Origin of the sequence: Microbacterium jejuense, from assembly GCF_019511665.1 — a bacterium.
GTDB classification, from domain to species: domain Bacteria; phylum Actinomycetota; class Actinomycetes; order Actinomycetales; family Microbacteriaceae; genus Microbacterium; species Microbacterium jejuense_A.
In genome coordinates this window covers 69,220-95,864 of sequence record NZ_JAEUAW010000010.1, presented here as the reverse complement: position 1 = coordinate 95,864, position 26,645 = coordinate 69,220, and the positions used below count along the sequence as shown (strand labels likewise).

General features: G+C 69.9%; 20 protein-coding genes, 1 tRNA gene and 1 other RNA gene. 11 read left to right on the top strand and 11 right to left on the bottom strand.

Going from position 1 to position 26,645, the window contains the following annotated elements:
• Positions 1–106 precede the first annotated feature (106 nt).
• Positions 107–2,044: an N-acetylglucosamine-specific PTS transporter subunit IIBC gene (gene nagE / locus JNB62_RS13530; RefSeq protein ID WP_220301430.1), complete on the top strand. Its 1,938-nt coding sequence runs from the start codon at positions 107–109 to the stop codon at positions 2,042–2,044.
• Positions 2,045–2,116: 72 nt separating this feature from the next.
• Here nagE and JNB62_RS13525 read toward each other — a convergent pair whose 3' ends face one another.
• Positions 2,117–4,123, bottom strand: a complete 2,007-nt coding sequence (locus JNB62_RS13525) for a DUF262 domain-containing protein (RefSeq protein ID WP_220301429.1) — start codon at positions 4,121–4,123, stop codon at positions 2,117–2,119.
• Between the two features lie 164 nt (positions 4,124–4,287).
• Between JNB62_RS13525 and JNB62_RS13520 the strand changes: the two genes are divergently transcribed.
• Together JNB62_RS13520 and JNB62_RS13515 are read left to right on the top strand one after the other, a co-directional pair.
• Complete coding sequence (locus tag JNB62_RS13520) at positions 4,288–5,061, top strand: hypothetical protein (protein WP_220301428.1); 774 nt, start codon at positions 4,288–4,290, stop codon at positions 5,059–5,061.
• Between the two features lie 149 nt (positions 5,062–5,210).
• Complete coding sequence (locus JNB62_RS13515; RefSeq protein ID WP_220301427.1) at positions 5,211–5,714, top strand: DUF3145 domain-containing protein; 504 nt, start codon at positions 5,211–5,213, stop codon at positions 5,712–5,714.
• 176 nt (positions 5,715–5,890) lie between these two features.
• Here the strand turns inward: JNB62_RS13515 and JNB62_RS13510 are convergent, their stop codons facing one another.
• From JNB62_RS13510 to aceE, 6 genes are all read right to left on the bottom strand, one after another.
• The gene (locus tag JNB62_RS13510) at positions 5,891–7,129 is read right to left on the bottom strand and encodes a beta-ketoacyl-[acyl-carrier-protein] synthase family protein (protein WP_220301426.1); all 1,239 of its coding nucleotides are present in this window, start codon (positions 7,127–7,129) and stop codon (positions 5,891–5,893) included.
• A 104-nt stretch (positions 7,130–7,233) separates the two neighbouring features.
• Positions 7,234–7,482 (bottom strand): acyl carrier protein, encoded by a 249-nt coding sequence (locus JNB62_RS13505; protein WP_013586517.1) that lies wholly within the window; start codon positions 7,480–7,482, stop codon positions 7,234–7,236.
• A 90-nt stretch (positions 7,483–7,572) separates the two neighbouring features.
• On the bottom strand, positions 7,573–8,574 hold the full coding sequence (locus tag JNB62_RS13500; protein ID WP_220301425.1) for a beta-ketoacyl-ACP synthase III: 1,002 nt from the start codon (positions 8,572–8,574) through the stop codon (positions 7,573–7,575).
• A gap of 12 nt (positions 8,575–8,586) precedes the next feature.
• Positions 8,587–9,498 (bottom strand): ACP S-malonyltransferase, encoded by a 912-nt coding sequence (locus JNB62_RS13495; protein WP_220301424.1) that lies wholly within the window; start codon positions 9,496–9,498, stop codon positions 8,587–8,589.
• 89 nt (positions 9,499–9,587) lie between these two features.
• Positions 9,588–10,784 (bottom strand): PucR family transcriptional regulator, encoded by a 1,197-nt coding sequence (locus JNB62_RS13490; RefSeq protein WP_220301488.1) that lies wholly within the window; start codon positions 10,782–10,784, stop codon positions 9,588–9,590.
• A 28-nt stretch (positions 10,785–10,812) separates the two neighbouring features.
• Positions 10,813–13,539 carry a pyruvate dehydrogenase (acetyl-transferring), homodimeric type gene (gene aceE, locus JNB62_RS13485; RefSeq protein WP_220301423.1) on the bottom strand — a complete coding sequence of 909 codons (2,727 nt, stop codon included), beginning with the start codon at positions 13,537–13,539 and terminating at the stop codon, positions 10,813–10,815.
• A gap of 141 nt (positions 13,540–13,680) precedes the next feature.
• Here aceE and JNB62_RS13480 point away from each other — a divergent pair.
• A tRNA-Val gene (locus tag JNB62_RS13480) sits at positions 13,681–13,753 on the top strand.
• Positions 13,754–13,776: 23 nt separating this feature from the next.
• Here the strand turns inward: JNB62_RS13480 and JNB62_RS13475 are convergent.
• Positions 13,777–15,294 (bottom strand): amino acid permease, encoded by a 1,518-nt coding sequence (locus JNB62_RS13475; protein ID WP_220301422.1) that lies wholly within the window; start codon positions 15,292–15,294, stop codon positions 13,777–13,779.
• Between the two features lie 89 nt (positions 15,295–15,383).
• Between JNB62_RS13475 and JNB62_RS19615 the strand changes: the two genes are divergently transcribed.
• From JNB62_RS19615 to rnpB, 3 genes are all read left to right on the top strand, one after another.
• Positions 15,384–16,115, top strand: a complete 732-nt coding sequence (locus tag JNB62_RS19615) for a zinc ribbon domain-containing protein (protein WP_220301421.1) — start codon at positions 15,384–15,386, stop codon at positions 16,113–16,115.
• 21 nt (positions 16,116–16,136) lie between these two features.
• Positions 16,137–17,864, top strand: a complete 1,728-nt coding sequence (locus JNB62_RS13465; protein ID WP_220301420.1) for a bifunctional 3'-5' exonuclease/DNA polymerase — start codon at positions 16,137–16,139, stop codon at positions 17,862–17,864.
• Between the two features lie 46 nt (positions 17,865–17,910).
• Positions 17,911–18,270: RNase P RNA component class A (rnpB, locus tag JNB62_RS13460), an RNA gene on the top strand.
• A gap of 29 nt (positions 18,271–18,299) precedes the next feature.
• Here rnpB and ppgK read toward each other — a convergent pair.
• Complete coding sequence (gene ppgK, locus JNB62_RS13455) at positions 18,300–19,064, bottom strand: polyphosphate--glucose phosphotransferase (RefSeq protein ID WP_220301419.1); 765 nt, start codon at positions 19,062–19,064, stop codon at positions 18,300–18,302.
• Positions 19,065–19,155: 91 nt separating this feature from the next.
• On the opposite strand from ppgK, the gene JNB62_RS13450 reads away from it, so the two are divergent.
• The 3 genes from JNB62_RS13450 to JNB62_RS13440 are packed head-to-tail and all read left to right on the top strand — an operon-like array spanning position 19,156 to position 23,797.
• A complete protein-coding gene (locus tag JNB62_RS13450) occupies positions 19,156–19,383 on the top strand; it encodes an SPOR domain-containing protein (RefSeq protein WP_220301418.1) in 228 nt (75 codons plus the stop codon).
• Between the two features lie 60 nt (positions 19,384–19,443).
• Entirely contained in the window at positions 19,444–20,781 is a 1,338-nt protein-coding gene (locus JNB62_RS13445; RefSeq protein ID WP_220301417.1) for a glutamine synthetase family protein, read from the top strand.
• Positions 20,782–20,794: 13 nt separating this feature from the next.
• Positions 20,795–23,797, top strand: a complete 3,003-nt coding sequence (locus tag JNB62_RS13440) for a bifunctional [glutamine synthetase] adenylyltransferase/[glutamine synthetase]-adenylyl-L-tyrosine phosphorylase (RefSeq protein ID WP_220301416.1) — start codon at positions 20,795–20,797, stop codon at positions 23,795–23,797.
• A 42-nt stretch (positions 23,798–23,839) separates the two neighbouring features.
• Here JNB62_RS13440 and JNB62_RS13435 read toward each other — a convergent pair whose 3' ends face one another.
• Positions 23,840–24,550 (bottom strand): peptidase M23, encoded by a 711-nt coding sequence (locus JNB62_RS13435; RefSeq protein WP_220301415.1) that lies wholly within the window; start codon positions 24,548–24,550, stop codon positions 23,840–23,842.
• 145 nt (positions 24,551–24,695) lie between these two features.
• Positions 24,696–26,120, bottom strand: a complete 1,425-nt coding sequence (glnA, locus tag JNB62_RS13430; RefSeq protein ID WP_220301414.1) for a type I glutamate--ammonia ligase — start codon at positions 26,118–26,120, stop codon at positions 24,696–24,698.
• A gap of 132 nt (positions 26,121–26,252) precedes the next feature.
• On the opposite strand from glnA, the gene JNB62_RS13425 reads away from it, so the two are divergent.
• Entirely contained in the window at positions 26,253–26,645 is a 393-nt protein-coding gene (locus tag JNB62_RS13425) for an RDD family protein (protein WP_308291807.1), read from the top strand.

The window sequence follows — 26,645 nt, the reverse complement described above, 5'->3', positions numbered from 1 at the left end:
TCGTTCAGTCCCCTAACTTTCGGGGGGACTGCTACTGACTTCGTCCCTCCGTTGGCTGTAGCGTCATCGACAGCAACCTGTCCCTGACTCCTCGATGGAGGCAACAATGAAGTTCCTGCAGAGGCTCGGCAGATCGATCATGCTCCCGGTGGCTGTGCTGCCGGTCGCCGCGATCCTGTCAGGCATCAGCTACTGGATCAGCAGCGCCACGGGCGGCGCGAACATCTTCTCGGCGTTCCTGGGCGCCGCCGGTGGCGCCCTGCTCGACAACATGGCGCTGCTGTTCGCGGTCGGCATCTCGATCGGCATGGCGAACAAGTCCGACGGCACCTCGGCGCTGGCGGGCCTGGTCTCGTGGCTGACGGTCACCACGCTGCTCAAGCCCGAGACCGTCATGCTGTTCACGGGCGCGGGCGACGTGAACGAGGTCGACCCGGCGTTCCTCAAGGTGCAGAACGTGTTCGTCGGCATCATCTGCGGCCTCATCGGCGCCTACTGCTACAACAAGTTCAAGGACACCCGCCTGCCCGACGCCCTGTCGTTCTTCTCGGGCAAGCGCTCGGTCGCCATCGTCACCGCCGGCTTCTCGCTGGTGGTCGCGATCGTGCTGTTCTTCGTGTGGCCGTTCGTGTACACCGGCCTCGTCACGTTCGGCGAGTGGATCGTGACGCTCGGACCGTTCGGCACGGGCATCTACGGCTTCCTCAACCGCCTGCTGATCCCGGTCGGCCTGCATCACGCGCTCAACTCGGTGTTCTGGTTCGACGTCGCCGGCATCAACGACCTCAACAACTTCCTGGCGGGAGAGGGCACGTACGGGGTGACGGGTCAGTACATGACCGGCTTCTTCCCGGTCATGATGTTCGGCCTCCCCGGCGCGGCGCTGGCGATGTACCTCACGGCCAAGACGACGAAGAAGAAGATCGCGTACGGCATCCTGCTGGGCGGCGCGATCTCGTCGTTCTTCGTCGGCGTGACCGAGCCGCTCGAGTTCGCCTTCATGTTCGTCGCCCCGCTGCTGTACGTGGTCCACGCCGTGTTCACCGGCATCTCGATGGCGATCAGCCAGATCCTGCCGGTGCGCATGGGCTTCGGATTCTCCGGCGGCTTCATCGACCTCGTGCTCGGGTGGATGAACCCCATGGCGCAGAACCCGTGGCTCATCCCGGTGATGGGCGTGTTCTGGTTCTTCATCTACTTCGGGGTGTTCTACTTCCTCATCAAGCGGTTCAACCTGAAGACGCCGGGCCGAGAGGACGACGACACCCTGTCTCAGGGCACCGAGTACGACACCTCGTCGACCGACGACAAGTACCTCGTGACGGCCGGCCGGTTCCTCACCGCCCTCGGCGGCAAGGAGAACATCACGGACCTGGAGAACTGCGCCACCCGCCTGCGGCTCGAGGTCGACGACGTCAGCAAGGTCGACGACGCCGCCCTCAAGCGCGCCGGCGCGGCCGGGACGATGAAGCCCGGCGGCAAGTCCGTGCAGGTCGTCTACGGCACGAACGTGCAGTTCGTGAAGGACGCCATGGAGGCGATCATGAACGGGCAGGCCGAGGCGCCGCAGGGCGCCACGCCCGAGCCCGCCGTCGAGCCCGCGTCGGGAAGCACTGCGGTGCTGACCGACACCGCCACGGCGACGGTGACGCTGCGCCAGCCGCTGACCGGCAGGGTCGTGCCGCTCTCGAAGGTGCCCGACGCCACGTTCGCGCAGGGGATCATGGGCCCGGGTCTCGCGATCGAGCCGACGGGCGACACGGTCGTCGCCCCCGCGGACGGCACCATCGGCGCGACCTTCGACACGAGCCACGCCGTGGCCCTCGTGCTCGAAGACGGCACCGAGCTGCTCATCCACGTCGGCATCGACACCGTCAACATGAAGGGCGACGGCTTCCAGACCCTGGTCGAGAAGGGGCAGAAGGTCACGGCGGGCACCCCGCTGCTGCGCTTCGACCTCGCGAAGATCCAGGCGGCCGGCCACCCCGCGATCACTCCGGTGATCGTCCTCAACAACGAGAACGCCACTGTCGCTTTCGAGTAGAACTGTGGCGTTCGAGTAGTCCGAACGACAGAGGGGGAGTGGATGCCGGGGGCCCGGCATCCACTCCCTCTCTCACATCGCGGCGCCGATGTACGAGTACTTCACGAAGACCTCGGGCGCGAGACCGGCCTCTTCGAGCACCCCCTGGACGGCGGCCAGCATGTAGCTGGAGTCCCACCCCATGTAGAGCGAGTGCTCGTCGTCGAGGCGGTCCCACTGACCGTTCCACGACTGCGCGGTGTACACCGGTCCGCCTCGTCGTGCGCTGTACGCGACGACGGCCTCCCGTGCGTCCGCCCACAGGCGCTTGAAGACGCGGTTGAAGAGGTACTTGACGTCGGGCACCTCCCAGTGCTCGCCGCAGTACTCCACGTACGACCACTCCCGGTGCCAGCCGGCCGGCCAGCCGCGACGGCGCACGGCGTCCAGGATCGGGGTGAGCCCGTCGTCGTCGATGGCCGGACCGCCGGGGCGGCGCCACACCTGCACGAACCGCTCGGTGAGCCGGGCCGAACGCTCGGCGATCGCCGCCGTGCCCCACGACGGCAGAGCAGCGAGGTCGGCCGTGATCGGCACCGCGCTGCGTGCGTAGAGCTCGCGTTTCTCGGGGAACGAACGGTCGAAGGCGCGCAGCGCGAGGTCCTCCTCGAGCACGGTCAGGTTGCCGATGGTCTTCGCGAGGGCGCGATGGCTGTTCTGCTCGTCGTCGCTGTACGACGACCACTCGCGCACGCCGTCGCCCGACCAGCCGTCCCCGGGCGCGAGCGGGAAGATGTGCTCCACGTCCAGGGACGAGACGTCGTCGACCCCGGCGATCCGGCCCAGGAGGTAGGCGGCGTGCGGGAGCTCGGAGTACTTGAGCGCGACCGCGACGCGCTCGTCGGACGGCGTGATCCGCGAGATCGCCGACACGAGCGCCGCAGGCCCCTGTTCGCGCGCGCGGCACAGGCGCGCCACGAGCCGGTCGGTCCCGGTCCCGACCACCGATCGACGGGCGAGCAGGGACTGCACCATCTCGAGGGTCTCGATCAGCTCGTCGCGCCCGATCGCGCGGAGCTCGTAGTCGCGGTAGGCCCGCATCACGAGAGGATACATGCCCGAGCCGAACGTGCTGAGGTAGCCGAGGTGGCGCGCGAGGACGGCATCCGTCGCCTCATCCGGATGCAGCAGCACGCGGTACACACGCGAGAACGCGCGCCATTCGTCGGCGTGCGCGATGAGGTCGGCGAACTCGAGCCGCGGGAATTCGGCGCGGAACGCGTCGTACACGCCGCGTCCGCCCACGACGGTCACCTCGCGGCCCGCGCGCATGACGAGGTACTGGCGCCAGAACTCGGCGATCGCGTCACCCGTGTTCTGCTCGATCGGCTGCCAGTAGTCGGACTCGACCTCTCGCTGCTCGGCGTGCGTGAGCCCCATCAGCACGTAGTTGTGGATGAGCTCGTGGTCGCGCAGCGGCTCGCCGGTGGAGTTGAGGCTCTCGAAGATCTGCTGCGCGTTCGCTCCCGCGCCGAGGGTGATCGCGACGTGCTCGAGCTTCTGCAGACCGCGCCAGATGTGGGCTGCCTCGTCGACGCTGATCTGACTGCGGAAGAACGCGTAGTTGTCGTCGAACCGCGAATCGCGCTGCTCGCCGGGCGGGAGGGGCAGGTCGAGGACGACCCGTTCGAAGACGGAGGCCCACGCGCGGTGCGGGCGCAGCTTGGTGCGCGTCGCGTCATGCGAGTGGACGAGCACCCGCTGCAGCTCGTCCGCGAGGGCGGGGTCGGACTCACGCACCGTGTGGTGCAGCGCCGCCACGAGCAGCATCAGTGTCGTCGTCCGCTGCTGACCGTCGATCAGCACGAGCTCGGCGTCCGGACCTTCACCGCTGGCCGACGAGAGGATGGACCCGATGAAGTGCATGTGACGGTCGTCGAGGTCTGCCACCGCGCGGATGTCGGCCAGGAGCTGCTCGCACCCGCCGATGTCCCACCGGTACTGCCGCTGATAGACCGGGACGACGATCGTCCAGTCCGCGGCTGACAGCCACCCGACCGTGTTGACAGCAGTTGCGTCGACGTTCGTGGCAGTGACCATAGCCGTTCCAGTCTAGGAGGCCGGCGCCGCGGCGAGCCGGGCGACGGGCGGCCTCCGGTTATTCACGGCCGGGCCACCGGAGCCCCCGAAGAGCCCGATGTAGGCTTGCCTAAGTTGAGCCTGTTAAAACGTGCTGGCTCACTGACCGAAAGGCATGATTCGTCATGGGTTACATCAAGTCCGCCGCTCTCGATGAGACCGGCTTCGTGGTGCTCGACTCCTACAACGAGGAGATCGACCCGCAGGAGTGGCTGTCGATCGAGTACGTCGACTGGAAGTCGTCGGGTGACACCCGCTTCGCACCGCTGGCCTCGGCCAAGGGCGAGATCGAGTGCAACGGCTTCTGGAACCACACGCCGCCGCGTACCGACAAGGACGGCGTCTGGATCCCCGAGCAGACCGAGAAGGCCCCGACGCTGACGCGTCGCGCGCAGGAGCCCGGCGCCAACGTGGGCCGCTGCCGCATCATCGAGCTGCAGCCGAACTCGTACGCCGACGCGCTGTACAACCTGCACCAGGACGATAACAACCGCCTCAACCCCGACGGCACCGGCTGGGTCGTGCGCGGCTTCTTCAACCTCACCGACGACAAGAACAGCTACTTCGTGCTGCGTGAGAACCGCACGGACCCGAGCATCGAGTACCGCGTGGCGCTGCCCGCCGGCGCCCAGCTCATCGTCGACACGCAGCGTCTGTGGCACGCCGTGCACCACGACGGCACCGAGCCCCGCTACTGCCTCATCACCTCGTGGGAGTCCGGCCCCGAGCTGGACGCCTACATCGAGAAGTACCACGGTGTGCCGACCGCGCCGCAGTTCGAGGTCGCGCAGGAAGTGCTCGACGCGGGCCAGGCCGAGCAGGCGCGACGTGACGCCGCTCGCGCCGCCTACTACGCCGCCAAGGGCAAGGCCGAGGTCCAGGCCATGAGCGAGGCCTGAGCCTCCGCACCCCGTTCTGAGAGGGCGGGGGAATCACAGTCTTGTGATTCCCCCGCCCTCTCGGCGATAATGGCGGCAGCACAACCGAACAGCAGCCATGAACCCGTTTCAGGTCGTAGGGGAAGACGCACCTGACGAACGGAGAGATCATGGCGACAACACAGGCGCGTGGGGTGATCTTCATCCACTCCGCGCCACGAGCGTTGTGCCCCCACCTGGAGTGGGCAGTGGGCCGTGCCCTCGGCCGCGCGGTGAGCTTCGACTGGGCCGACCAGCCTGTCCTCGCCGGCAGCCGTCGTGCCGAGTTCTACTGGGAGGGGGCGGCCGGTACCGGCGCCGCCCTCGCCACAGCGATCCGCGGTTGGGAGCATCTGCGCTTCGAGGTCACCGAAGATCCCACGCCCCGCAGTGACGGCGGTCGCTGGCTTCACACACCGGGCCTCGGCATCCACTACGCACAGACAGACACCGCGGGCAACGTGGTCATCGGCGAGGACCGCATCCGGTACGCCATGGAGATCGCGGGCAACGATCCGCTCGAGCTCGGCCGCGAGCTGCAGGTCGCGCTCGGCTCGGCGTGGGACGAGGAGCTCGAGCCGTTCCGCCACGCCAGCGACGACGCCCCCGTCGTGTGGCTGCACAAGGTGGGCTGAGGGTGACATGAACGTGGGGTGACACAGGCGCAGGCGGTGCGAGGCGCCACTACCGAGGCTCGGAGGCCATGAATCCCGGGCCGCGGGACCGCGAACCACCGCCTGACACGACAGACGCCCCCCGGCGGCTTCCCGGGGGGCGTCTTCGTCGTCTGCGCGGCGGTCGAGCGGATTCCTCAGACCGACGCGAACGCGGCGACGGCGTTGTGCCCGCCGAAGCCGAACGAGTTGCTGATCGCGAGCTGCGGCCCGTCGCCGAGCGGAGTCGGCGTGCCGGACACGCGGAACGGCACCTCGGGATCCTGCGTCGTGAGATTGATCGTCGGGGGAGCGACGCGGTCGCGCAGCGCCAGCACGGTGAAGATCGCCTCCAGCGCACCCGTGCCGCCCAGCAGGTGCCCGGTCGACGCCTTGGTGGCCGACACGACGATGTCGTCGATCCGGTTGCCGAACACCGCCTTCAGGGCCGTGTACTCGTTCGGGTCGCCGACCGGCGTCGAGGTCGCGTGCGCGTTGATGTGGGTGACGTCGCCGGGTGCGGCATCCGCCATCTCCAGCGCGAGCTTCACGGCCCGCGCGGCGCCGAGGCCCTCGGGGTCGTTCGCGGTGATGTGGTACGAGTCGGCGGTGACGCCGCCGCCCACGACCGCCGCGTAGATCTTCGCGCCACGGGCACGGGCGTGCTCCTCGGTCTCGAGCACGAGCGCGCCGGCGCCCTCGCCCATGACGAAGCCGTCACGGTCGATGCTGGTCGGCCGCGACGCGGTCGCCGGATCGTCGTTGCGCTTGGACAGCGCCTGCATCGAGGCGAACGCCGCGATCGTGATCGGGTGGATGGCCGACTCGGTGCCGCCGGCGATCACCACGTCGGCATAGCCCGCGCGGATGTGCTCGATGGCGTTCACGATCGATTCCGTGCTGGAGGCGCACGCGCTGGCGACGGTGCGGGCATAGGCGCGGGCGTTGAAGTGCAGCGACAGGTTGCCCGCCGCGGCGTTGGGCATGAGCATCGGGACCGTCATCGGGAGCACCCGGCGCGGACCCTTCTCACGCAGGGTGTCCCACGCGTCCAGGAGGGTCCACACGCCGCCGATGCCGGTCGCGAAGTCGACGCCCAGGCGCTCGGGTTCGACCTCGGGGCTGCCGGCATCCGCCCACGCCTCCATCGCCGCGACGAGCGCGAACTGGGACGACGGGTCGAGGCGCTTGGCGATCGGCCGCTCGAGCACGGTGTCGGGGCGCACCTTGGCCTCTGCCGCGAAAGTGACGGGCAGCTGGTGCTGCTCGACCCAGTCGTGCTCGAGGGTGCGGGTGCCGGAGACGCCGTCCAGGAGCGCGGACCAGCTCTCGGGTGCCGTGCCGCCCAGCGGCGACGAGGCGCCGATGCCGGTCACGACGATGCGGGAGTTGCTCATGTCGTTCTAGATCCTCGTGGGTTCATGCCGGTGGGGGCCGCAGCCCCCACCGGAGGATGGCCTCGCGTCAGCGAGCCGGGGTGTGGGGCGATGCCCCACAGGACTCACGCCTGGTTCGACGTGATGAAGGTGACGGCGTCGCCGACGGTCTTGAGGTTCTTGACCTCGTCATCGGGGATCGTCACGCCGAACTTCTCCTCGGCGTTGACGACGATCGTCATCATCGAGATCGAGTCGATGTCGAGGTCGTCGGTGAACGACTTCTCGAGCGCGACCTCGTCGGCTGAGATGCCCGTCTCGTCGGTGATGAGCTCGGCGAGTCCGGCGAGGACCTCGTCGTTGGTGAATGCCATGGGATTCTCCTGTTTGTTAGGGGCCTGTTTTCAGGGATTGTGCGGTGCCCGGACGGGCCGGGAATCAGTCTAGAGTCGCCGTTCGCCGCGTCACGGGAGGACGACGACCTGGGCGCCGAACACGAGTCCCGCGCCGAAGCCGATCTGCAGCGCGAGTCCGCCGCTGAGCTCGGGGTGCTCTTCGAGCAGGCGATGCGTGGCCAGCGGGATCGACGCGGCCGAGGTGTTGCCCGTGGTCTCGATGTCGCGGGCGATGACGACGCTCTCCGGCAGCTTCAGCTGCTTGGCGAACTCGTCGATGATGCGCATGTTCGCCTGGTGGGGGACGAAGGCGGCGAGATCGGATGCCTCGACCCCGGCCTCCTCGAGCGCCTGACGTGCGACCTTCACCATCTCCCACACCGCCCAGCGGAACACCGTCGGGCCCTCCTGGCGGAGCGTCGGCCACGGGGCGACGCCGTCGCGGAACTCGGTGAGCGTGTGGTTCATGCCCACGGCGTCGGCCTTGGAGCCGTCGGAGCCCCACACGGTCGGGCCGATGCCGGGGGTGTCGCTCGGACCCACGACCGCGGCGCCGGCGCCGTCGCCGAGCAGGAACGAGATGCTCCGGTCGGTCGGGTCGACGACGTCGCTGAGCTTCTCGGTGCCGATCACCAGGGCGTAGTGGGCTGCTCCGGCGCGGATGAGCGCGTCGGCCTGCGCGATGCCGTAGGCGAATCCGGCGCACGCGGCGTTGACGTCGTACGCCGCGGCGGGGTTGGCTCCCACGCGGTCCGCGACGATGGCCGAGACCGACGGCGTCTGCTTGGGGTTGCTGATGGTCGCGACGATGACGGCGTCCACCTTGCTCGGGTCGACACCGGAGCGCTCGATCGCCTCGCGGGCGGCATCCGTCGCGAGATCGATGGCGTCCGTCTCGGGCACCGCACGCGTGCGGGTCACGATGCCCGTGCGCTGGCGGATCCACTCGTCGCTCGAGTCGATCGGGCCGATGAGGTCCTCGTTGGGAACGGCCACCTCACCGCGGGCGGCGCCGAAGGCGTAGATGCGCGTGTGAGCGGCCCCGGTGGGCTGGACGAGGGTGCGGGTCATGCTTCTCTCCGGTCAGGCGTCGACGGCCGCCAGTGCGGCGGCGGCCTCCAAGTCGTCGGGTGTCTTCACGGCCACGGCGGGGGTTCCCCGCAGCGCGCGCTTCGCGAGCCCGACGAGCGTGCCCGCCGGCGACAGTTCCACGATGCCCGATACGCCGGCGTCGGCGAAAGACGTCATGCACAGGTCCCAGCGCACCGGCGAAGCGACCTGGTCGACCAGCAGCTCGACGAACGCGGCGCCCGACGCGACCGCCGAGCCGTCGCGGTTGGTCCAGATGGTGACGGACGGGTCGGACGCCGCGACCTCTGCCGCGGCGGCACGGAGCGCCTCGACAGCCGGAGTCATGTAGTGGGTGTGGAACGCGCCGGCGACCTGCAGCGGGATGACGCGCGTGCCGGCGACCGGCTCCGCGGCCAGGGACTTCAGCGCCTCGACGGCGCCCGCGACGACGAGCTGTCCGCCGCCGTTGTAGTTGGCCGGTGCCAGTCCGAGCTCGGTGAGACGGGCGAGCACGGCGGCCTCGTCACCGCCGATCACGGCGCTCATGCCGGTCTCGGCGGCCGCGGCGGCCTCGGCCATGGCGCGTCCGCGGATGCCGACGAGGGTGAGGGCGTCCTGCTCGCTCAGGATGCCGGCCGCCGCCGCGGCGGCGAACTCGCCCACCGAGTGGCCGGCGACACCGGCGATGCCCGAACGGTCGGGGAGCGCGTTCCACGACAGCAGGCTGGCGGCGACGATGAGCGGCTGCGCCACCTGGGTGTCGCGGATCCGGTCGGCGTCCCACTCGGTGCCGGCGGCGACGAGATCGACACCCGACCACTCGGAGTACTGCGCCAGCCGATCGGCGGTGCCGTCGAGTTCGAGCCAGGGAGTCAGGAAGCCGGGGGACTGGGAGCCCTGCCCCGGGAAGACAGCGATACGCACCGTTCCATCCTGCCAAGGATCAGGACGCGGGTTCTGGCGACACCGTCACAAGAATTGCGCGGACCTTTGTGCGCGTCCCACACGGGGAGTCAGAGCGGACCGCGCCTGGCGGCCGTCGGACGCCGGCGGGTGGCATCCGTCCCGATGGATCCGAGGATCAGCGCCGTCTGCAGGATGAGCGCCTCGCGGGGTCCCGTGGCGTCCCACCCGATCACCTCGGACACGCGCTTCAGGCGGTAGCGCACCGTGTTGGGGTGGACGAACAGCTCGCGCGCAGTCGCTTCGAGCGAGCGGCCGTTGTCGAGGTACGCCCACAGCGTCGATACGAGGTCGGCGCTGTGGGACTGCAGCGGGCGGTAGATCCGCTCCACGAGGGTCAGCTTGGCAAGCGGGTCGCCCGCGAGCGCACGCTCGGGGAGCAGGTCGTCGGCCTCGACGGGGCGCGGCGCGTGACGCCACGCCCGCGCGACGGCGAAGCCGGCCAGCGCCGCACGTGCGGACTGGCTGGCGTCGACGAGCGCCGGCACCGTCGGTCCGAGAACGAGGTACCCGGCACCGAACCCCGGCTCGAGGCGCTTGGCGATCTCGGCGAACGGCAGGTCGGTGGCCGCGTCGTCGGAGGCCGACGGCTCGGCGCGCCCGACGACCAGAACGAGCCTCGAGCCCTGCACGCCGATGAGCACGTCGACGCCCAGCTTGCGCGCGGTGCGGCGCAGCTGGTCGACGTCGAACTGCGCGGGGGTCGTCCCCACGAGCACCGCGACCTCGCCGTGGCCGTGCCAGCCGAGCGCGGCGATTCGGCTGGGCAGCTCTTCGTCGGCCTCGCCCGTGAGGATCGAGTCGACGACGAGCGCCTCCAGCCGCGCATCCCACAGCCCTCGTGCCTCTGCGGCGCGCGCGTAGACGTCCGCCGCGGCGAACGCGACCTCGCGGGAGTACAGCAGGATCGCCTCGCGGAGGTCGTCGCCCTTGCCCGCGACGCGCTCCTCGGTGACCTCGACGGTCACGCGGATGAGCTGCAGGGTCTGCTGCAGGCTGACGCTGCGCAGCAGTTCACGGGGAGCCGCGGCGAAGATGTCCGAGGCGATCCAGGGGGTGGAGCCGGGGTCGTCGTACCACTGGATGAACGACGTGATGCCTGCCTGAGCCACCAGCCCGACGGCGGAGCGTCGGGCCGGTGGCATCTCGGCGTACCAGGGCAGCGTGTCTTCGAGGCGCTTGATCGTGACGGTCGCGATGTCGCCCGAGATGCGACGCAGCCACGCCAGCGTCTCGGTTTTGTCCATCACCTCGACAGGCTTGCCCATCCGCGGATCAGCTCTCGCCGCCCGCGTTCCCGCTCGTCCCGGCGGTCACGTCGTGCAGACGGTACTTCTCGATCGCCTGGGCGGCGAGGCCGCGGTCGACCGCGCCCTCCTCGGCCAGCGCCTGGAGCGTGCGCACGACGACCGACGGACCGTCGATCTTGAAGAAGCGGCGAGCGGCGGCGCGCGTGTCCGAGAAGCCGAAGCCGTCGGCGCCCAGCGTGGCGTAGCGGTTCGGCACCCACGGGCGGATCTGGTCCTGGACCGCGTGCATGTAGTCGCTCACGGCGACCACGGGGCCGGCGGCATCCTTCAGCTTCTCGGTGAGGTACGCCGTGCGCGGCTCCTCGCCGGGGAAGAGGAAGTTGTGCTCGTCGGCGGCGAGGCCGTCGCGGCGCAGCTCCGACCACGACGTGACCGACCACACATCGGCCTGCACGCCCCAGTCGTCGCGCAGCAGCTGCTGCGCCTCGAGTGCCCACGGCACGCCGACGCCCGACGCGAAGATCTGCGCGCGCGGACCCTCGCCCTCGGCGACCGAGATGCGGTGGATGCCGCGCACGATGCCGTCGACGTCCACATCGGCCGGCTCGGCCGGCTGCACGAGGGGCTCGTTGTACACCGTGAGGTAGTACATGACGTTCGGGTCGGGGTGGTTGCCGCCGTACATGCGGTCGAGGCCGGCGCGCACGATGTGCGCGATCTCGTACCCGTACGCCGGGTCGTAGGCGACCGTCGCCGGGTTCGTCGACGCGAGCAGCGGGGAGTGGCCGTCGGCGTGCTGCAGGCCCTCACCGGTCAGCGTCGTACGGCCGGCCGTCGCGCCCACCACGAAGCCGCGCGCCATCTGGTCGCCGGCGGCCCAGTTCGCGTCGCCCGTGCGCTGGAAGCCGAACATCGAGTAGAAGATGTACACCGGGATCAGCGGCTCGCCGTGCGTCGCGTACGACGTGCCGGCGGCGGTGAAGGCCGCCATCGCGCCGGCCTCGTTGATGCCGACGTGCACGATCTGCCCCTGCGGGCTCTCTTTGTAGGCCAGCAGCAGCTCGCGGTCGACCGACGTGTAGTGCTGACCGTTGGGGTTGTAGATCTTCGCGGTCGGGAAGTACGCGTCCATGCCGAACGTGCGCGCCTCGTCCGGGATGATCGGCACGATGCGGTGGCCGAAGTCCTTCGAGCGCAGAAGGTCCTTGAGCAGGCGGACGAAGGCCATCGTGGTGGCGATCTCCTGGTTGCCCGAGCCCTTCTTCGGCAGCGCGTACGCCTCGTCGCCGGGAAGCGAGATCGGCACGTGGTGGCTGCGGCGCTCGGGCAGGTAGCCGCCGAGACTGCGGCGACGGTCCAGCATGTACTGGATGGTCTCGTCCTGCTCGCCGGGGTGGAAGTACGGCGGAAGGTACGGGTTGGCCTCCAGCTGCGCGTCCGAGATCGGGATCTGCATGCCGTCGCGGAAGTGCTTGAGGTCCTCGAGCGTCATCTTCTTCATCTGGTGGGTCGCGTTGCGGCCCTCGAAGTGGGGTCCCAGGCCGTAGCCCTTGATGGTCTTGGCGAGGATGACGGTCGGCTGGCCCTTGTGCTCGACGGCCGCCTTGAAGGCCGCGTACACCTTGCGGTAGTCGTGTCCACCGCGCTTGAGGTTCCAGATCTGCTCGTCCGAGTAGTCCTTGACCAGCGCGGCGGCCCGCTCGTCCCGGCCGAAGAAGTGTTCCCGGACGTACGCGCCGTTCTCGGCCTTGTAGGTCTGGTAGTCGCCGTCGGGGGTGACGTTCATGAGGTTGAGCAGGGCGCCCGAGTCGTCGCGGGCGAGCAGGTCGTCCCACTCGCGGCCCCACACGACCTTGATGACGTTCCAGCCCGCACCGCGGAAGAACGCCTCGAGCTCCTGGATGATCTTGCCGTTTCCGCGGACCGGGCCGTCGAGGCGCTGCAGGTTGCAGTTGACGACGAACGTGAGGTTGTCGAGTCCCTCGTTCGCGGCGACCTGCAGCTGCCCGCGGCTCTCGACCTCGTCCATCTCGCCGTCGCCCAGGAACGCCCAGACGTGCGAGTCCGACAGGTCCTTGATGCCGCGGTTGGTGAGGTACTTGTTGGCCTGAGCCTGGTAGATGGCGTTGATGGGGCCCAGGCCCATCGACACCGTGGGGAACTGCCAGTAGTCCGGCATGAGGCGCGGGTGGGGGTACGACGGCACCGCGTGCGGCGCGTGCGACTTCTCCTGCCGGAAGCCGTCGAGGTCGTCCTCGCCGAGGCGGCCCTCGAGGAACGAGCGGGCGTACATGCCGGGGGAGGCGTGGCCCTGGAAGAACACCTGGTCGCCGCCCGACGGGTGGTCGAGGCCACGGAAGAAGTGGTTGAAGCCGACCTCGTACAGGGCGGCCGACGACGCGTACGTCGAGATGTGGCCGCCCACGCCGATGCCCGGGCGCTGCGCACGGTGCACCGTGATGGCGGCGTTCCAGCGGATCCAGCGGCGGTACCGGCGCTCCAGCTCCTCGTCGCCGGGGAACTCGGGCTCGTTCTCGGGCGCGATCGTGTTGATGTAGTCCGTGGTGGGCACCTGCGGCACGTTCAGCTGGAGCTCATGCGAGGTCTGCAGCAGGCTCAGCATGATCTCGCGGCCACGACCGTGGCCCTTGGCCTGCACGAGCTGCTGCAGGGATTCCTGCCACTCGGAGGTCTCGTCGGGATCGCTGTCGAGGGAGTCCTGCGAGTACGGATCCTGATCGTTGACAGTCACAGAAGACCTTTCGTCGTCTGGCAGATCGTGCCAGGGAATCGCTACCGGAGCGGGGCGGGCTTTGTCTGCCCGCCACAACGCACCATCTGCCAGCCTAGCGAGTTCGGGAGCCAGCGGACGCACCTCGTAGACTGACCGCGAGGGCCTTTAGCTCAGCTGGTAGAGCGCCACGTTTACACCGTGGATGTCGTCGGTTCGATCCCGGCAGGGCCCACTCTTCTGATCAGTGGATGCCGCTCACCGGCCGTCCTCGTCCGATTCGCGTTCGTGCGAGACGACGTGGGGCAGGGCGAACTCCTCGTAGCCGGGCTGCCCGACGCGCGAGTGCCGGTGCGAATAGGTGAAGTAGATCGCGAATCCGAGCACCAGCCACACCAGGAAGCGCAACCACGTCTCGACGGTGAGATTCACCATGAGATACACGCAGATGGCCGCCGACAGGCCAGGCAGCCAGGGGTTGAGCGGGACGCGGAAGCTGCGGCGCAGGTCGGGGCGCTTGCGTCGCAGCACGATGACGCCCACCGAGACCAGCACGAACGCCGAGAGCGTGCCGATGTTGACCATCTCCTCCAGCAGGCCGACCGGCGTGAAGCCGGCCACGACCGCGACGATCACGGTGACGACGATCGAGATCACCCACGGTGTGCGGAACCGCGGATGCACCTTCGCGAGCCCCATCGGCAGCAGCGCGTCGCGCGACATCGCGAAGATGATGCGCGTCGCCCCGATCAGCAGCGTGAGCACGACGGTCGTGAGGCCGGCGACGGCTCCCGCCGAGATGAGCGTCGCCATCCAGGTCGCCCCGTGGAAGGCGAACGCGTTCGCGAGCGCGGCCGCGGGATCGAGATCCTGATACGGGACCATGCCGGTGACCACCAGCGCCACGGCGCAGTACAGCAGCGTGCAGATGAGCAGCGAGGCGATGATGCCGATCGGCATGTCGCGCTGCGGATTGCGGGTCTCCTCGGCGGTCGTGGCGACCACGTCGAACCCGATGTAGGCGAAGAACACCAGTGCCGCGCCGGCGAAGATGCCGCCCACGCCGAACGCCGTCGGCTCGATACCCGCGAAGAACTGCAGGAGCGGCTGGCTGAGCCCGGTCGCGGCCTCGCGCGGCGCCGGATCCGGCACGAAGGGCGACCAGTTCGCGGGGTTGACGAACAGCAGCCCTGCGACGATCACGAAGAGCACGATGAAGATCTTCACCGCGACCAGGACCAGGTTCACCCGCAGCGACTCCTTGATCCCGAACGTCATGAGTCCGCCGAGGACGAGCACCAGCAGGATGGCCATGAGGTCGACCGTGCCGCCGTACCCGATCTCGGCGGGGATCGGGATGCCGAGCTGGGCGAGCAGTGTGCCGAGGTACGCGCTCCATCCCTGGGCGACGACGCTCGCGCCGAGGAACATCTCCAGGATCAGGTCCCAGCCGATGATCCAGGCGAACAGCTCGCCGAGCGAGGAGTACGAGAAGGTGTACGCCGACCCCGACACCGGCACCGTCGACGCGAACTCGGCGTAGCAGAGCGCCGCCAGCGTGCACGCGATCGCGGCGACCACGAAGCTGATGACGATCGCGGGGCCTGCGACCTCGTGCGCGGCGCGTCCGGTGAGCGTGAAGATGCCGGCGCCGATCACGACGCCGATGCCGAACACCGTCAGGTCGAGCGCCGTCAGCGACTTCTTGAGCCGGTACTCCGGCTCGTCGGTGTCCGCGATCGACTGCTCGACGGACTTGGTACGGAGGACACCCATCGTTCGCACCTTTCGTCATCGGAAGGGCCGGTCGTCGAATGCTAGTCCTCACCGCTCGCGGCGTCGACGCCCCGCGATAGGTTTGTTCCGTGAACGCCAGCCCCGCAGACCAGCGCCGCCTCGTCGAGGTCGCGCAGCTCGACGCCCGCATCCGACAGGCCGACCATGCGCGCAAGAACCCGCCGCAGGCCGCGCGGGTGCAGGAGCTGTTGGGCAGGCGCCAAGAGCTCTCGCAGGAGCTGTCGGTCCGCCTGGGCGCCCGCGACGACATCCGTACGGAGCTCTCGCGCATCGAGTCCGACGTCGCGGTCGTCGAGGCCCGGGCCGCGCGCGACAGCGCGCGCCTGGCCGCCTCCACCAACCCCAAGGAGGCGCAGAGCCTCGAGAGCGAGCTCGCGTCGCTGGCGCGCCGCAAGAGCGACCTCGAAGACGCCGAGCTGGCCGTCATGGAACGACTCGAGTCCGCCGAGGCGGCCGTCGCCGAGCAGGAGGCGCTGATCGCCACGACGAACGCCGAGGGCGCAGAGCTCAGCGCTGACGGCAAGCGCGCCGTGGCCGAGGCCACCGCCGCCTACGAGGCCGCGCAACGCGACCGCGCCGCGATCGCGGGTACCGTTCCCGCCGAGCTCCTGGCCGCGTACGACCGCCTCGCCACCCGCAGCGCGGGTGCCGCGTTCCTCCGGGCCCGCACGTGCGAGGGCTGTCACATGGTGCTCGCCGGCACCGACCTGCAGGTGCTGCGCCAGGCTGCAGAGGACGCGGTCGTGTACTGCCCGGAGTGCGGCTGCATCCTCGTCCGCGACGGGGAGTCCGGGCTGTGAGCCGCTCCGGTCGCCCTCGTCGTGGACGCCGCTGACGCACCCGCCTGGGTCGTCCTGGGTCGCGCTCCGCACGGTGCGACCGCACTGCTGCTCGACGCCGATGGCGGTGAGTCGCGTCGTGTCGAACTCGACGAGGGCGACCTCGCCTCCTGGATCGCCGAGCTCGAGGCCGCCGACGCTCCGCGGTGGGTCTGGAACGACACCGCCCGGTGGTACGCGCCGCTTCTCGCGGCGGGGGTGCGCGTCGCACGGTGCCACGACCTGCGGCTGTGTCACGCGATCCTGCGGGACTCGGCGCTCGTCGACCGCGAGGCGCCCCTCCGAAGTGCGAACGGGTGGGATGCCGCACCCCACGTGCCCGATGACGACACGCCGACCCTGTTCGAGCTCGAAGGTCCCGCCAAGCGCACCGGGCTGCCCGACGGTGCCGACGATGCGCTGCTCGAGTTCTCGCGCCAGCGCGCCGTCGTCGCGGGCGCGCGCGACCACGGCCGGCTCCGGCTGCTGACGGCGGCGGAGTCGGCGGGCGCCCTGGTGGCCGTCGAGATGCGCGCCGCCGGGCTGCCCTGGGACGCGGCCGTGCACGACCGGATCCTGGTCGAGACCTTGGGGGAGCGCCCGCTCGCCGGCGGACAGCCGGCCCTCCTCGCAGCGGCCGCCGCCCGCGTCCGCGAGGCGCTGGGCGATCCGTCGGCGAGCCTCGACTCGCAGCCGAAGCTGCTGCGCTCGCTGCATCGCGTCGGTGTCCTGGTCGAATCGACCAACCGATGGGAACTGGCCGAGCAGCGGCATCCCGTCATCGAACCGCTGCTGGAGTACAAGAAGCTCTCGCGACTTCTCTCGGCGAACGGCTGGTCGTGGCTCGGGGAATGGGTGGCCGACGGCCGCTTCCGGCCCGTCTACATCCCCGGCGGCGTGGTCACGGGGCGGTGGGCGTCGTCGGGCGGCGGCGCCCTGCAGCTGCCACGGCAACTGCGTGAGGCCGTGCGCGCCGACCCCGGGTGGCGGCTCGTCGTCGCCGATGTCGCCCAGCTCGAGCCGCGCGTGCTGGCGGCCATGTCGGGCGACACCGCGCTCGCCGCCGCCGCGCGCGGCCGCGACCTCTACGCGGGCATCGTCGACAGCGGGGCGGTCGCCTCGCGCCAGGAGGCGAAGATCGCCCTGCTCGGCGCGATGTACGGCGCGACGACGGGGGAGTCCGGACGACTCGTGCCGCGGCTGCGCCGCGCGTATCCGCGCGCCATGGGGCTCGTCGACGAGGCGGCGCGCACCGGCGAGGACGGCGGCGTCGTCTCGACGTGGCTGGGCCGGACGTCACCGGCGCCCTCGTCGGACTGGTCGGCCCTGCAGTCGCGGGCGACGGAGGCGGAGGCATCCCGATCCGACGAGACGCGCGCCAAGCGGTGGGCGCGCGATCGGGGCCGGTTCACCCGCAACTTCGTCGTCCAGGGGACGGCGGCCGAGTGGGCGCTCGCGTGGCTCGCAGACCTGCGCACCCGCTTGGCCGCGATGCCGCCCGTCGATCCCGCGAAGGCAGCGCCGCGGTCGGGTCCGGTGTTCGCGCGCCGGCCCCACCTCGCGTTCTTCCTGCACGACGAGGTCATCGTCCACACGCCCGAAGAGCACGCGGATGCCGCCGCCCAGGCGGTGAGCGAGGCCGCGGCATCCGCGGGCCGCCTGCTGTTCGGCGGCTTTCCGCTCGACTTCCGGCTCGACGTGCGCATCGCCGAGACCGCCCTCAAGGACTGACGCGGAGCGGGGTCACAGCCCGCGGCGATAGACTCCGAGACGCGAATGGGTCGGCTGGACGGTCGCGTCGCGGGACTCCCGCGCCGAGGAACGTCCGGGCTCCACAGGGCAGGGCGGTGGGTAACACCCACCCGGAGCGATCCGCGAGACAGTGCCACAGAGAGCAGACCGCCCGGCTTCGGCCGGGTAAGGGTGAAAGGGCGGTGTAAGAGACCACCGGGGTCGTGGTGACACGACCCGCACGGCAAACCTCGCCCGGAGCAAGGCCAGACAGGGGATGACGACGCGGCCCGCCGAGTCCCCGGGTAGGCCGCTGGAGCGGCACGGCAACGTGTCGCCGAGAGAGATGACCGTCCACGGGGCTCGCGCCCCCGGACAGAACCCGGCGTACAGGCCGGCCCATTCGCCCCTCGCTCGCGTGGCGACCGCGCGGTGTCAGCCGCGGGCGAGCGCCGCCGCGCCGATGATCCCCGCGTTGTTGCGGTGCACCGCCGGGACGATGGGCGTCTTCAGATCGAGCAGGTGAAGGAACTGGTCGGCGTGCTTCGAGACGCCCCCGCCCACCACGAACAGGTCGGGGCTGAACAGGAACTCGATGTGGCTGTAGTACCACTGCAGGCGCTTCGCCCACTTCTCCCACGACAGGCTGTGCCGCTCCATCGCCGAGTAGGCGGCATACGATTCGGCGTCGCCGCCGTGCTTCGCCCGCTGCACGTGACCGAGCTCGGAGTTCGGGACCAGCACGCCGTCGTACAGCAGCGCGGAGCCGATGCCGGTGCCGAGCGTCGTGAGGATCGTGAGGCCCGGCTGGTCCTTCGCGGCGCCGTAGCGCACCTCGGCGACGCCGGCCACGTCGGCGTCGTTCGCGAAGTGGATGTCGCGGCCGAGGCCGTCCTCGAAGAACTTCTCGGCCTCGAAGCCGATCCACTGGTCCGACACGTTCGCCGCCGACAGCGTGCGCCCGTTCTTGACGATCGCGGGGAACGCCACGCCCAGCGGGACCGACTCGTCATCGGCGACGCCGAGCGTCGACAGCACCTCGGTGACGGCTGCCAGCACATCCGGCGGGTGTGCCCCGGCCGGCGTCGCGACCTTGACCCGGTCGCTGATGAGCTCGCCCCGCTCGAGGTCCACGATGCCGGCCTTGATGCCGGTGCCGCCGATGTCCACGCCGACGGCGCGTGCCGCGTCAGATGCCATGCCTTCAGCCTATCCACGACGCGCCGCCGAACCGGAGCCGGCGTCAGTAGGATCGTCCTGACGGCCAGCCCCGCGATCCGAGGAGCGCACGATGACGGACGGCAGCGAGAAGTACTGGTACAACCTCAAGACCGGCGAGGTCGAGAAGGGCTTCGAATCGCCCGCGCCCGACCGCGCCGGCCCGTTCGACACTCCTGAGGAGGCCGCGAAGGCCCCCGACGTGATCCGCGAGCGTTCGCGGGCGTGGGCCGACGAGGAGGCCCGCGAGGACTCGTGGGGGAGCGCCCCCGTGTCCGACGAGTCCGACGCCGACCAGTAGTCTGGCTTCGACCCCGCTCACAGGGCGAGCGGGCCGGATCAGGGCACCGGAGAGGACGCGATGGACAAGCAGCGTGACTTCGTTCTGAGGACCATCGAAGAACGAGGCGTCAAGTTCGTGCGACTGTGGTTCACGGACGTGATCGGCACGCTCAAGTCGGTGGCGATCGCGCCGGCCGAGGTCGAGGGCGCCTTCGGAGAGGGACTGGGCTTCGACGGCTCGGCCATCGAGGGCCTGACGCGCTCGTACGAGTCGGATCTGCTCGCGCACCCCGACCCCACGACGTTCCAGATCCTGCCGTGGCGCGGCGAGATCGATCCGACCGCGCGCATGTTCTGCGACCTCACGACGCCCGACGGCCAGCCCGCGGTCGCCGATCCCCGCCACGTGCTCAAGCGCACCCTGGCGAAGGCCGCCGACGCCGGCTTCACGTTCTACACGCACCCCGAGATCGAGTTCTACCTGCTCAAGTCGTCGTCGTACGGCACCGACGGCCCCGAGCCCGTCGACTCGGCCGGCTACTTCGACAACGTGCCCGGCGGAACCGCCCACGATTTCCGTCGTCGGTCCGTGCGCATGCTCGAAGACCTCGGCATCTCGGTGGAGTACAGCCACCACGAGGGCGGACCCGGCCAGAACGAGATCGATCTGCGCTACGCGGACGCCCTGACCACGGCCGACAACATCATGACGTTCCGCACCGTCATCAAAGAGGTCGCGATCGAGCAGGGCGTCTACGCGACGTTCATGCCGAAGCCGATGACCGGCAAGCCGGGCAGCGGCATGCACACGCACATGTCACTGTTCGAGGGCGACGTGAACGCCTTCTACGAAGAGGGCGCGCAGTACCAGCTGTCGAAAGTCGGCCGGCAGTTCATCGCCGGCCTGCTGCGCCACGCCAACGAGATCTCGGCCGTGACGAACCAGTTCGTCAACTCGTACAAGCGCCTGTGGGGCGGCGACGAGGCGCCGAGCTTCATCTGCTGGGGCCACAACAACCGGTCCGCGCTCGTGCGCGTGCCGCTCTACAAGCCGAGCAAGGGCCAGTCCTCGCGCGTCGAATACCGTGCGCTGGACTCCGCCGCCAACCCGTACCTCGCCTACGCGCTGATGCTCGCTGCGGGCCTCAAGGGCATCGAGGAGGAGTACGAGCTGCCGGCCGAGGCCGAAGACAACGTGTGGTCGCTGACGGACGCCGAGCGCCGCGCGCTCGGCTACGCGCCGCTCCCGGCGAGCCTCGACCACGCACTCGAGTACATGGAGGAGTCCGAGCTCGTGGCCGAGACGCTCGGCGAGCAGGTCTTCAACCACGTGCTGCTGAACAAGCGCCGCGAGTGGCAGGAGTACCGCTCGCAGGTCACCGCCTTCGAGCTCAAGAGCAACCTCGAACTGCTCTGAGGCCGTCTGACGGATGAGTGCGAGCGACCGGTCCGGCTCCCTCACGCCGCTCGCGCGCGTCGGCTTCAGCCGGCTCGGCGATGCCGAACAGCTGCTCGACGAGCTCACCGAGCTGACCGGCATCCCTCGACAGGAGGTCCTGGACAGCGCGGCGACCGCAGCCGATCCCGACGAGGCGCTGCACGCCGTCACCAAGCTCGCACGTCGCGACGACCAGGCCGTGCAGCGCGCACACCGGCATGCTGGCGCCTGGCGGGCGATGTGGGCGCTCCTCGGGGCCTCCACCGGGTTCGGCGACTTCTTCTCGCGCCATCCGGCCGAGCTCGATGAGCTGGTCCACGCGGGTGTGCGGCTTCCGACCGAGGACGAGCTGCGCACGTCGATGCTGGACGCCGTCGGCGCGGTGGACGGGTTCGCTGCCGAGGGCGGCGAGAGCGCGTGGGTGTCCTTGCGCGTGCGGTACCGGCGCCTGCTGGCGCGGATCGCCGCCTACGACCTGCTGAGCCCGTCGCCGGTGGACGAGATCGCGGCCGTGTCCGCGCGACTCGCGGATGCCGCGGGTGCGGCGCTGGAGGCATCCCTCGCGGTCGCCCGCACGCGGGTGTCCGGCGGCGCGGCCGGCGCGGGACTGTTCCCGCGCGAGCAGGTCGCCCAGACCGGTCTGGCCGTCATCGGCATGGGCAAGACGGGTGCGCGCGAACTCAACTACGTCAGCGACGTCGACGTCATCTTCGTCGCCGGCGGGTCGGAACAGGCGATGGCGGACTACGGCGAGAGCCGCATCGTCGACATCGCCACGCGGCTGGCGGTGCAGACCATGCGCGGCATCTCCGGGGTCGAGATCGAGCCGCCGCTGTGGGAGGTCGACGCCAACCTGCGCCCCGAGGGCAAGCAGGGCGCCCTCGTCCGCACGGTGGACTCCCACGTGGCGTACTACGAGCGGTGGGCGAAGAGCTGGGAGTTCCAGGCGCTGCTCAAGGCGCGCCCGATCGCCGGCGACCCGGCACTGGCCGCGCAGTACATCGCCGCCGTGCAGCCGAAGGTGTGGACGAGCGCGGCGCGCGAGAACTTCGTCGACAGCGTGCAGCGCATGCGCGAGCGCGTGACCGAGCACATCCCGGCGTCCGACATCCCGTACCAGCTGAAGCTCGGGCCGGGCGGCATCCGCGACATCGAGTTCACCGTGCAGCTTCTGCAGCTGGTCCACGGCCTGTCCGACGATCGCATCCGCCAGCGCGGCACGCTTCACGCCCTCGACGCGCTCGTCGCGGAGGGCTACATCGGCCGGACCGAGGCCTCCGCCTTCTCACGCGACTACCGGGTGCTCCGCCTGCTCGAGCACCGGGTGCAGCTGCGCCACCTGCGCCGCACGCACCTCATGCCGGGGCGGCAGGACGACCTGCGCGTGCTCGCCAGGGCCAGCGGCCTCGCCGACACCGGGCAGGGCGTGTGGGACCTGTGGGAATCCGTCAAGCGCGAGGTGCGCGACATCCACGTGCGGCTGTTCTACCGCCCGCTCCTGTCGGCGGTCGCGGCGCTTCCCGCCGATGAGCGCGTGCTGTCGACCGAGCAGGCGCACGACCGGCTCGCGGCGATCGGCTTCGCCGACCCGGCAGGAGCGCTGCGTCACATCGCGGCGCTGACGAGCGGCCTGAGCCGCAAGGCCACGATCCAGCGCCACCTCATGCCGGTCATGATCCGGTGGTTCGCCGACGGTGTCGACCCGGACTACGGACTGCTCGCGTTCCGGCGACTCAGCGAGCGCCTGGGCGACACGCATTGGTTCCTGAGGATGCTGCGCGACTCGTCCGGCGCCGCCGAGAGTCTGTCGCGCGTGCTGTCGGGGTCTCGCTATGTGGGCGAGCTCATGGAGTGGATCCCCGAGTCCGCCGCCTGGCTCGACGACCCTGAGCTGCTGCGCCCGCGGTCGGGACTCGCGCTGCAGGAGGAGGCGCGCGCGATCCAGACGCGCCACGCCGGCCTCGTCGACGCGATGCGGGCGGTCCGCGCGCTCCGGCGCCGTGAGCAGCTGCGTCTCGCGCTGGCGGCGATCCTCGGCGCGGTCACGATCGAGGAGGTCGCCGAGGCGCTCACCACCATCACCGAGGTGACCATCCAGGCGACCCTGCGGGCGGTGAGACGGGACGTCGTGCCGCCGGAGGACGAGTCGCTCGATTTCTCGGTCATCGCGATGGGCAGGTTCGGCGGCGCCGAGCTCGGCTTCGGATCGGATGCCGACGTCATGTACGTGTACCGTGCCAACGGCGTCGACCCGCAGCGCGCGCACGAGCTCGCCCTCAAGCTCGTGGCGGGACTGCGCACGCATTCCGAGGACCACCGGGTGCCCCTCGAGCTCGACGCGGATCTGCGGCCCGAGGGACGCAACGGCCCGCTCGCGCGGTCCCTCGACGCCTACGCGGAGTACTACCGGCGCTGGGCGCTGTCGTGGGAGGCGCAGGCGCTGCTGCGGGCGCGCGGCGTCGCGGGCAGCGTCAAGCTGATCCGCGACTTCATGGAGCTGGCCGATCAGGTGCGCTACCCCGAGAAGATCGACCCGACCGCGGTGCGCGAGATCAAGCGCATCAAGGCCCGCGTCGAGAGCGAGCGCCTGCCGCAGGGCGTCGACCCCTCACGGCATCTCAAGCTCGGTCCGGGCTCGCTGAGCGACGTCGAGTGGCTCGTGCAGCTGCTGCAGCTGCAGCACGCCCATGAGGTTCCGGCGATGCGGACGACCTCGACGCTCGACGCCCTGCAGGCAGCCGTCGATGCCGGGCTCGTTCCGTCCAACGCCGCCGACCGGCTGGCCGCGGCGTGGCGACTGGCGAGCCGGCTGCGCTCCGCGAACACGCTGCTGTCGGGCCAGACGAGCGACGTGCTCCCCGTCGACCGCAACCGGCTCGACGGCATCGGGCGCCTCCTGGAGTACCCGCCACGATCGGCCACGCGCGTCGAGGAGGACTACCTCGGCGCGACGCGTCGCGCACGCCGCGTCTTCGAGAAGCTCTTCTACGGATAGGGGATGCCGCGGCCCCCGGCATCCTTCACGTCACAGGCCGCGTCACGAGACCGGGCACTGCGGGATGCCGTCGGCGCTGTCACCCGGAAGCGGTGCGCCGCTGACCGCGGCCACCACACGGACGGCACGGTCCCAGAAGCGCTCGTAGTGCAGCGGATCGTCGTTCACCTGCGTCCGGTGTGCGACGAGCGTGGGCTCGAGTCCCGCACGATCGGGAACCCGTTCCGCCATGGCACGGAAGAACACGGCTGCGGCGGTGTACGGATCCAGGCGTGCCTCTCGCGGACCCCACGAATCCTGCTGCTGGAACAGGCCGATCGACGTGGTGCGGGTGCCGTCGGGATTCGTCTGGCCGCTGGTCTCCCAATCGCCATAGTCGATGTTGCGCAGCGACGACTCGCCCATCGCCGTCATCACCGCGATGGTCTGATCGCGCTCGTCGAACCCGAGATCCCGTCCGGCGGCGAGGATCGTGCACGCGTTCTGGAGCTGTTCGGCCCGGTACCCGGCCACGGCCGGGACCGAGACGTGCGATCCGTAGTCGGGGAAGGTCTGGTCGAGCGATCGCGCGAGGTGCGTGGTGCCCACGAGGAACGCGGCGATGAGCGCGACGGGCACCGCGATCGCCCACGCGAGCCGCACCCGTCGCCTGCGCGTGCGTGCACGCGCAGGACGGGACCGCCGCCGTCGCGGTGCCGCCTTCGCGGGACGGACGCGGCGCGCAGGCGTCGTCGCGGAGGTGCGGGGAGGCATCGTCGTCGCCTTCGGTCGGGGAGGTGCGGACGCGTCCGTCCAGCCTACGCGCCCACCGGGCGCCGCGTCCGTCCCACCCACCGACGGAAGAGGCCCCGGTTGCCCGGGGCCTCTTCTGTCGTGCAGGAGCTGCGGTGCTGGAACGTCAGACGCCGAAGTACAGCTCGTACTCGAACGGGTGCGGACGCGCGTTGAGCGGCTGGATCTCGTTCTCGATCTTGTACTCGATCCAGGTCTCGATGAGCTCCGGCGTGAAGACGCCGCCCTTCAGCAGGAACTCGTGGTCGGCGCGCAGCGCCTCGAGCGAGTCGAGCAGCGAGTTCGGCACCTGCGGGATGTTCTTCGCCTCCTCGGGGGGAAGCTCGTACAGGTCCTTGTCGACCGGCTCGTGCGGCTCGATGCGGTTCTGGATGCCGTCGAGACCCGCCATCAGCTGTGCCGCGAAGGCGAGGTAGGGGTTGCCCGAGGCGTCCGGCGCGCGGAACTCGATGCGCTTGGCCTTCGGGTTCGAGCCCGTGATCGGGATGCGGATCGCCGCCGAGCGGTTGCCGGCCGAGTAGACCAGGTTCACCGGCGCCTCATAGCCCTTGACGAGTCGCTTGTAGGAGTTGAGCGTCGGGTTGGTGAACGCGAGCAGTGCCGGCGCGTGCGCCAGGATGCCGCCGATGTACCAGCGGGCGACGTCCGAGAGCTGCGCGTAGCCCTTCTCGTCGTAGAACAGCGGCTTGCCCTCGAGCCACAGCGACTGGTGCGTGTGCATGCCCGAGCCGTTGTCGCCGAACAGCGGCTTCGGCATGAAGGTCGCGACCTTGCCCCACTCCTCGGCCACGTTCTTGACGATGTACTTGAACTTCAGGATGTCGTCGGCCGCGTGCACCATGGTGTCGAAGCGGTAGTTGATCTCCTGCTGACCGCCGGTGCCCACCTCGTGGTGCGCGCGCTCGAGGTGCAGACCCGCCTCGATGAGACGCAGGCTGATGTCGTCGCGCAGGTCCGCCGTCTTGTCGACCGGCGAGACCGGGAAGTAGCCGCCCTTGTACGGGGTCTTGTTGGCCAGGTTGCCGCCCTCTTCGACGCGACCGGTGTTCCACGCGCCCTCCTCGGAGTCCACCGAGTAGAAGCTGGAGTTCTGCTTCACCTCGTAGCGGACGTCGTCGAAGATGTAGAACTCGGCCTCGGGAGCGAAGAACGCGGTGTCGGCGATGCCGGTCGAGGCGAGGTACTTCTCCGCCTTCTTGGCCACCTGGCGCGGGTCCTTCGAGTAGATCTCGCCGTTGCGCGGGTTGTAGATGTCGAAGACCATGATGAGCGTCTTCGCCTCGCGGAACGGGTCGAGGTACGCCGTCGACACGTCGGGGATGAGCTGCATGTCAGATTCGTGGATGTTCGCGAAGCCTCGGATGGAGGAGCCGTCGAACAGCTGGCCGACCGTGAAGAACTCTTCGTCGACGGTCGAGGCCGGGATGTTGAAGTGCTGCTGCACGCCAGGAAGGTCCGTGAAACGGATGTCGAGGAACTTGACGTCCTCGTCCTTGATGAACTTCAGCACCTCGGATGAATCTTTGAACATGAAGACTCCAGAGGTAGGGCATTCGGATCCGCCCGTGCGGGTCGGGCTCCTTGGCAAAGTACCTGCAGGGCATTGCCCGGCAGTATCACTTGTGTTTCGGGGATGTTACGGCGGCCTGGGTACGCTGGAGAAGTGACGCAGAGCACTCAGGACTATCCCGGCGAACGGCTCGGACTCCCTCAAGAGGGCAGCGGCTCGATCGGGCACCTGGGCCGTCGCGTCGGCGCGCTGTTCATCGACTACGGCGCCGCCTACCTGATCTCGGGGTTCTTCGGCTGGGACCCGCTCGCGATCCTCGCGCTGTTCGCCGCCATCCAGCTGGTGTTCCTTCCGACGCTGCAGGGGAGCCCCGGGCACCGGCTCTTCGGGCTTCGCCTGGTGCGGCTCGACGGCGCCTGGGTAGGGGTGTGGCGGCCGATCATCCGCACGGCGCTCCTGATCGTGGTGATCCCCGCCGTCATCTGGGACGCCGACCACCGTGGTCTGCACGACAAGGCGGCCGGCACGGTGCTGCTGCGCGCCTGA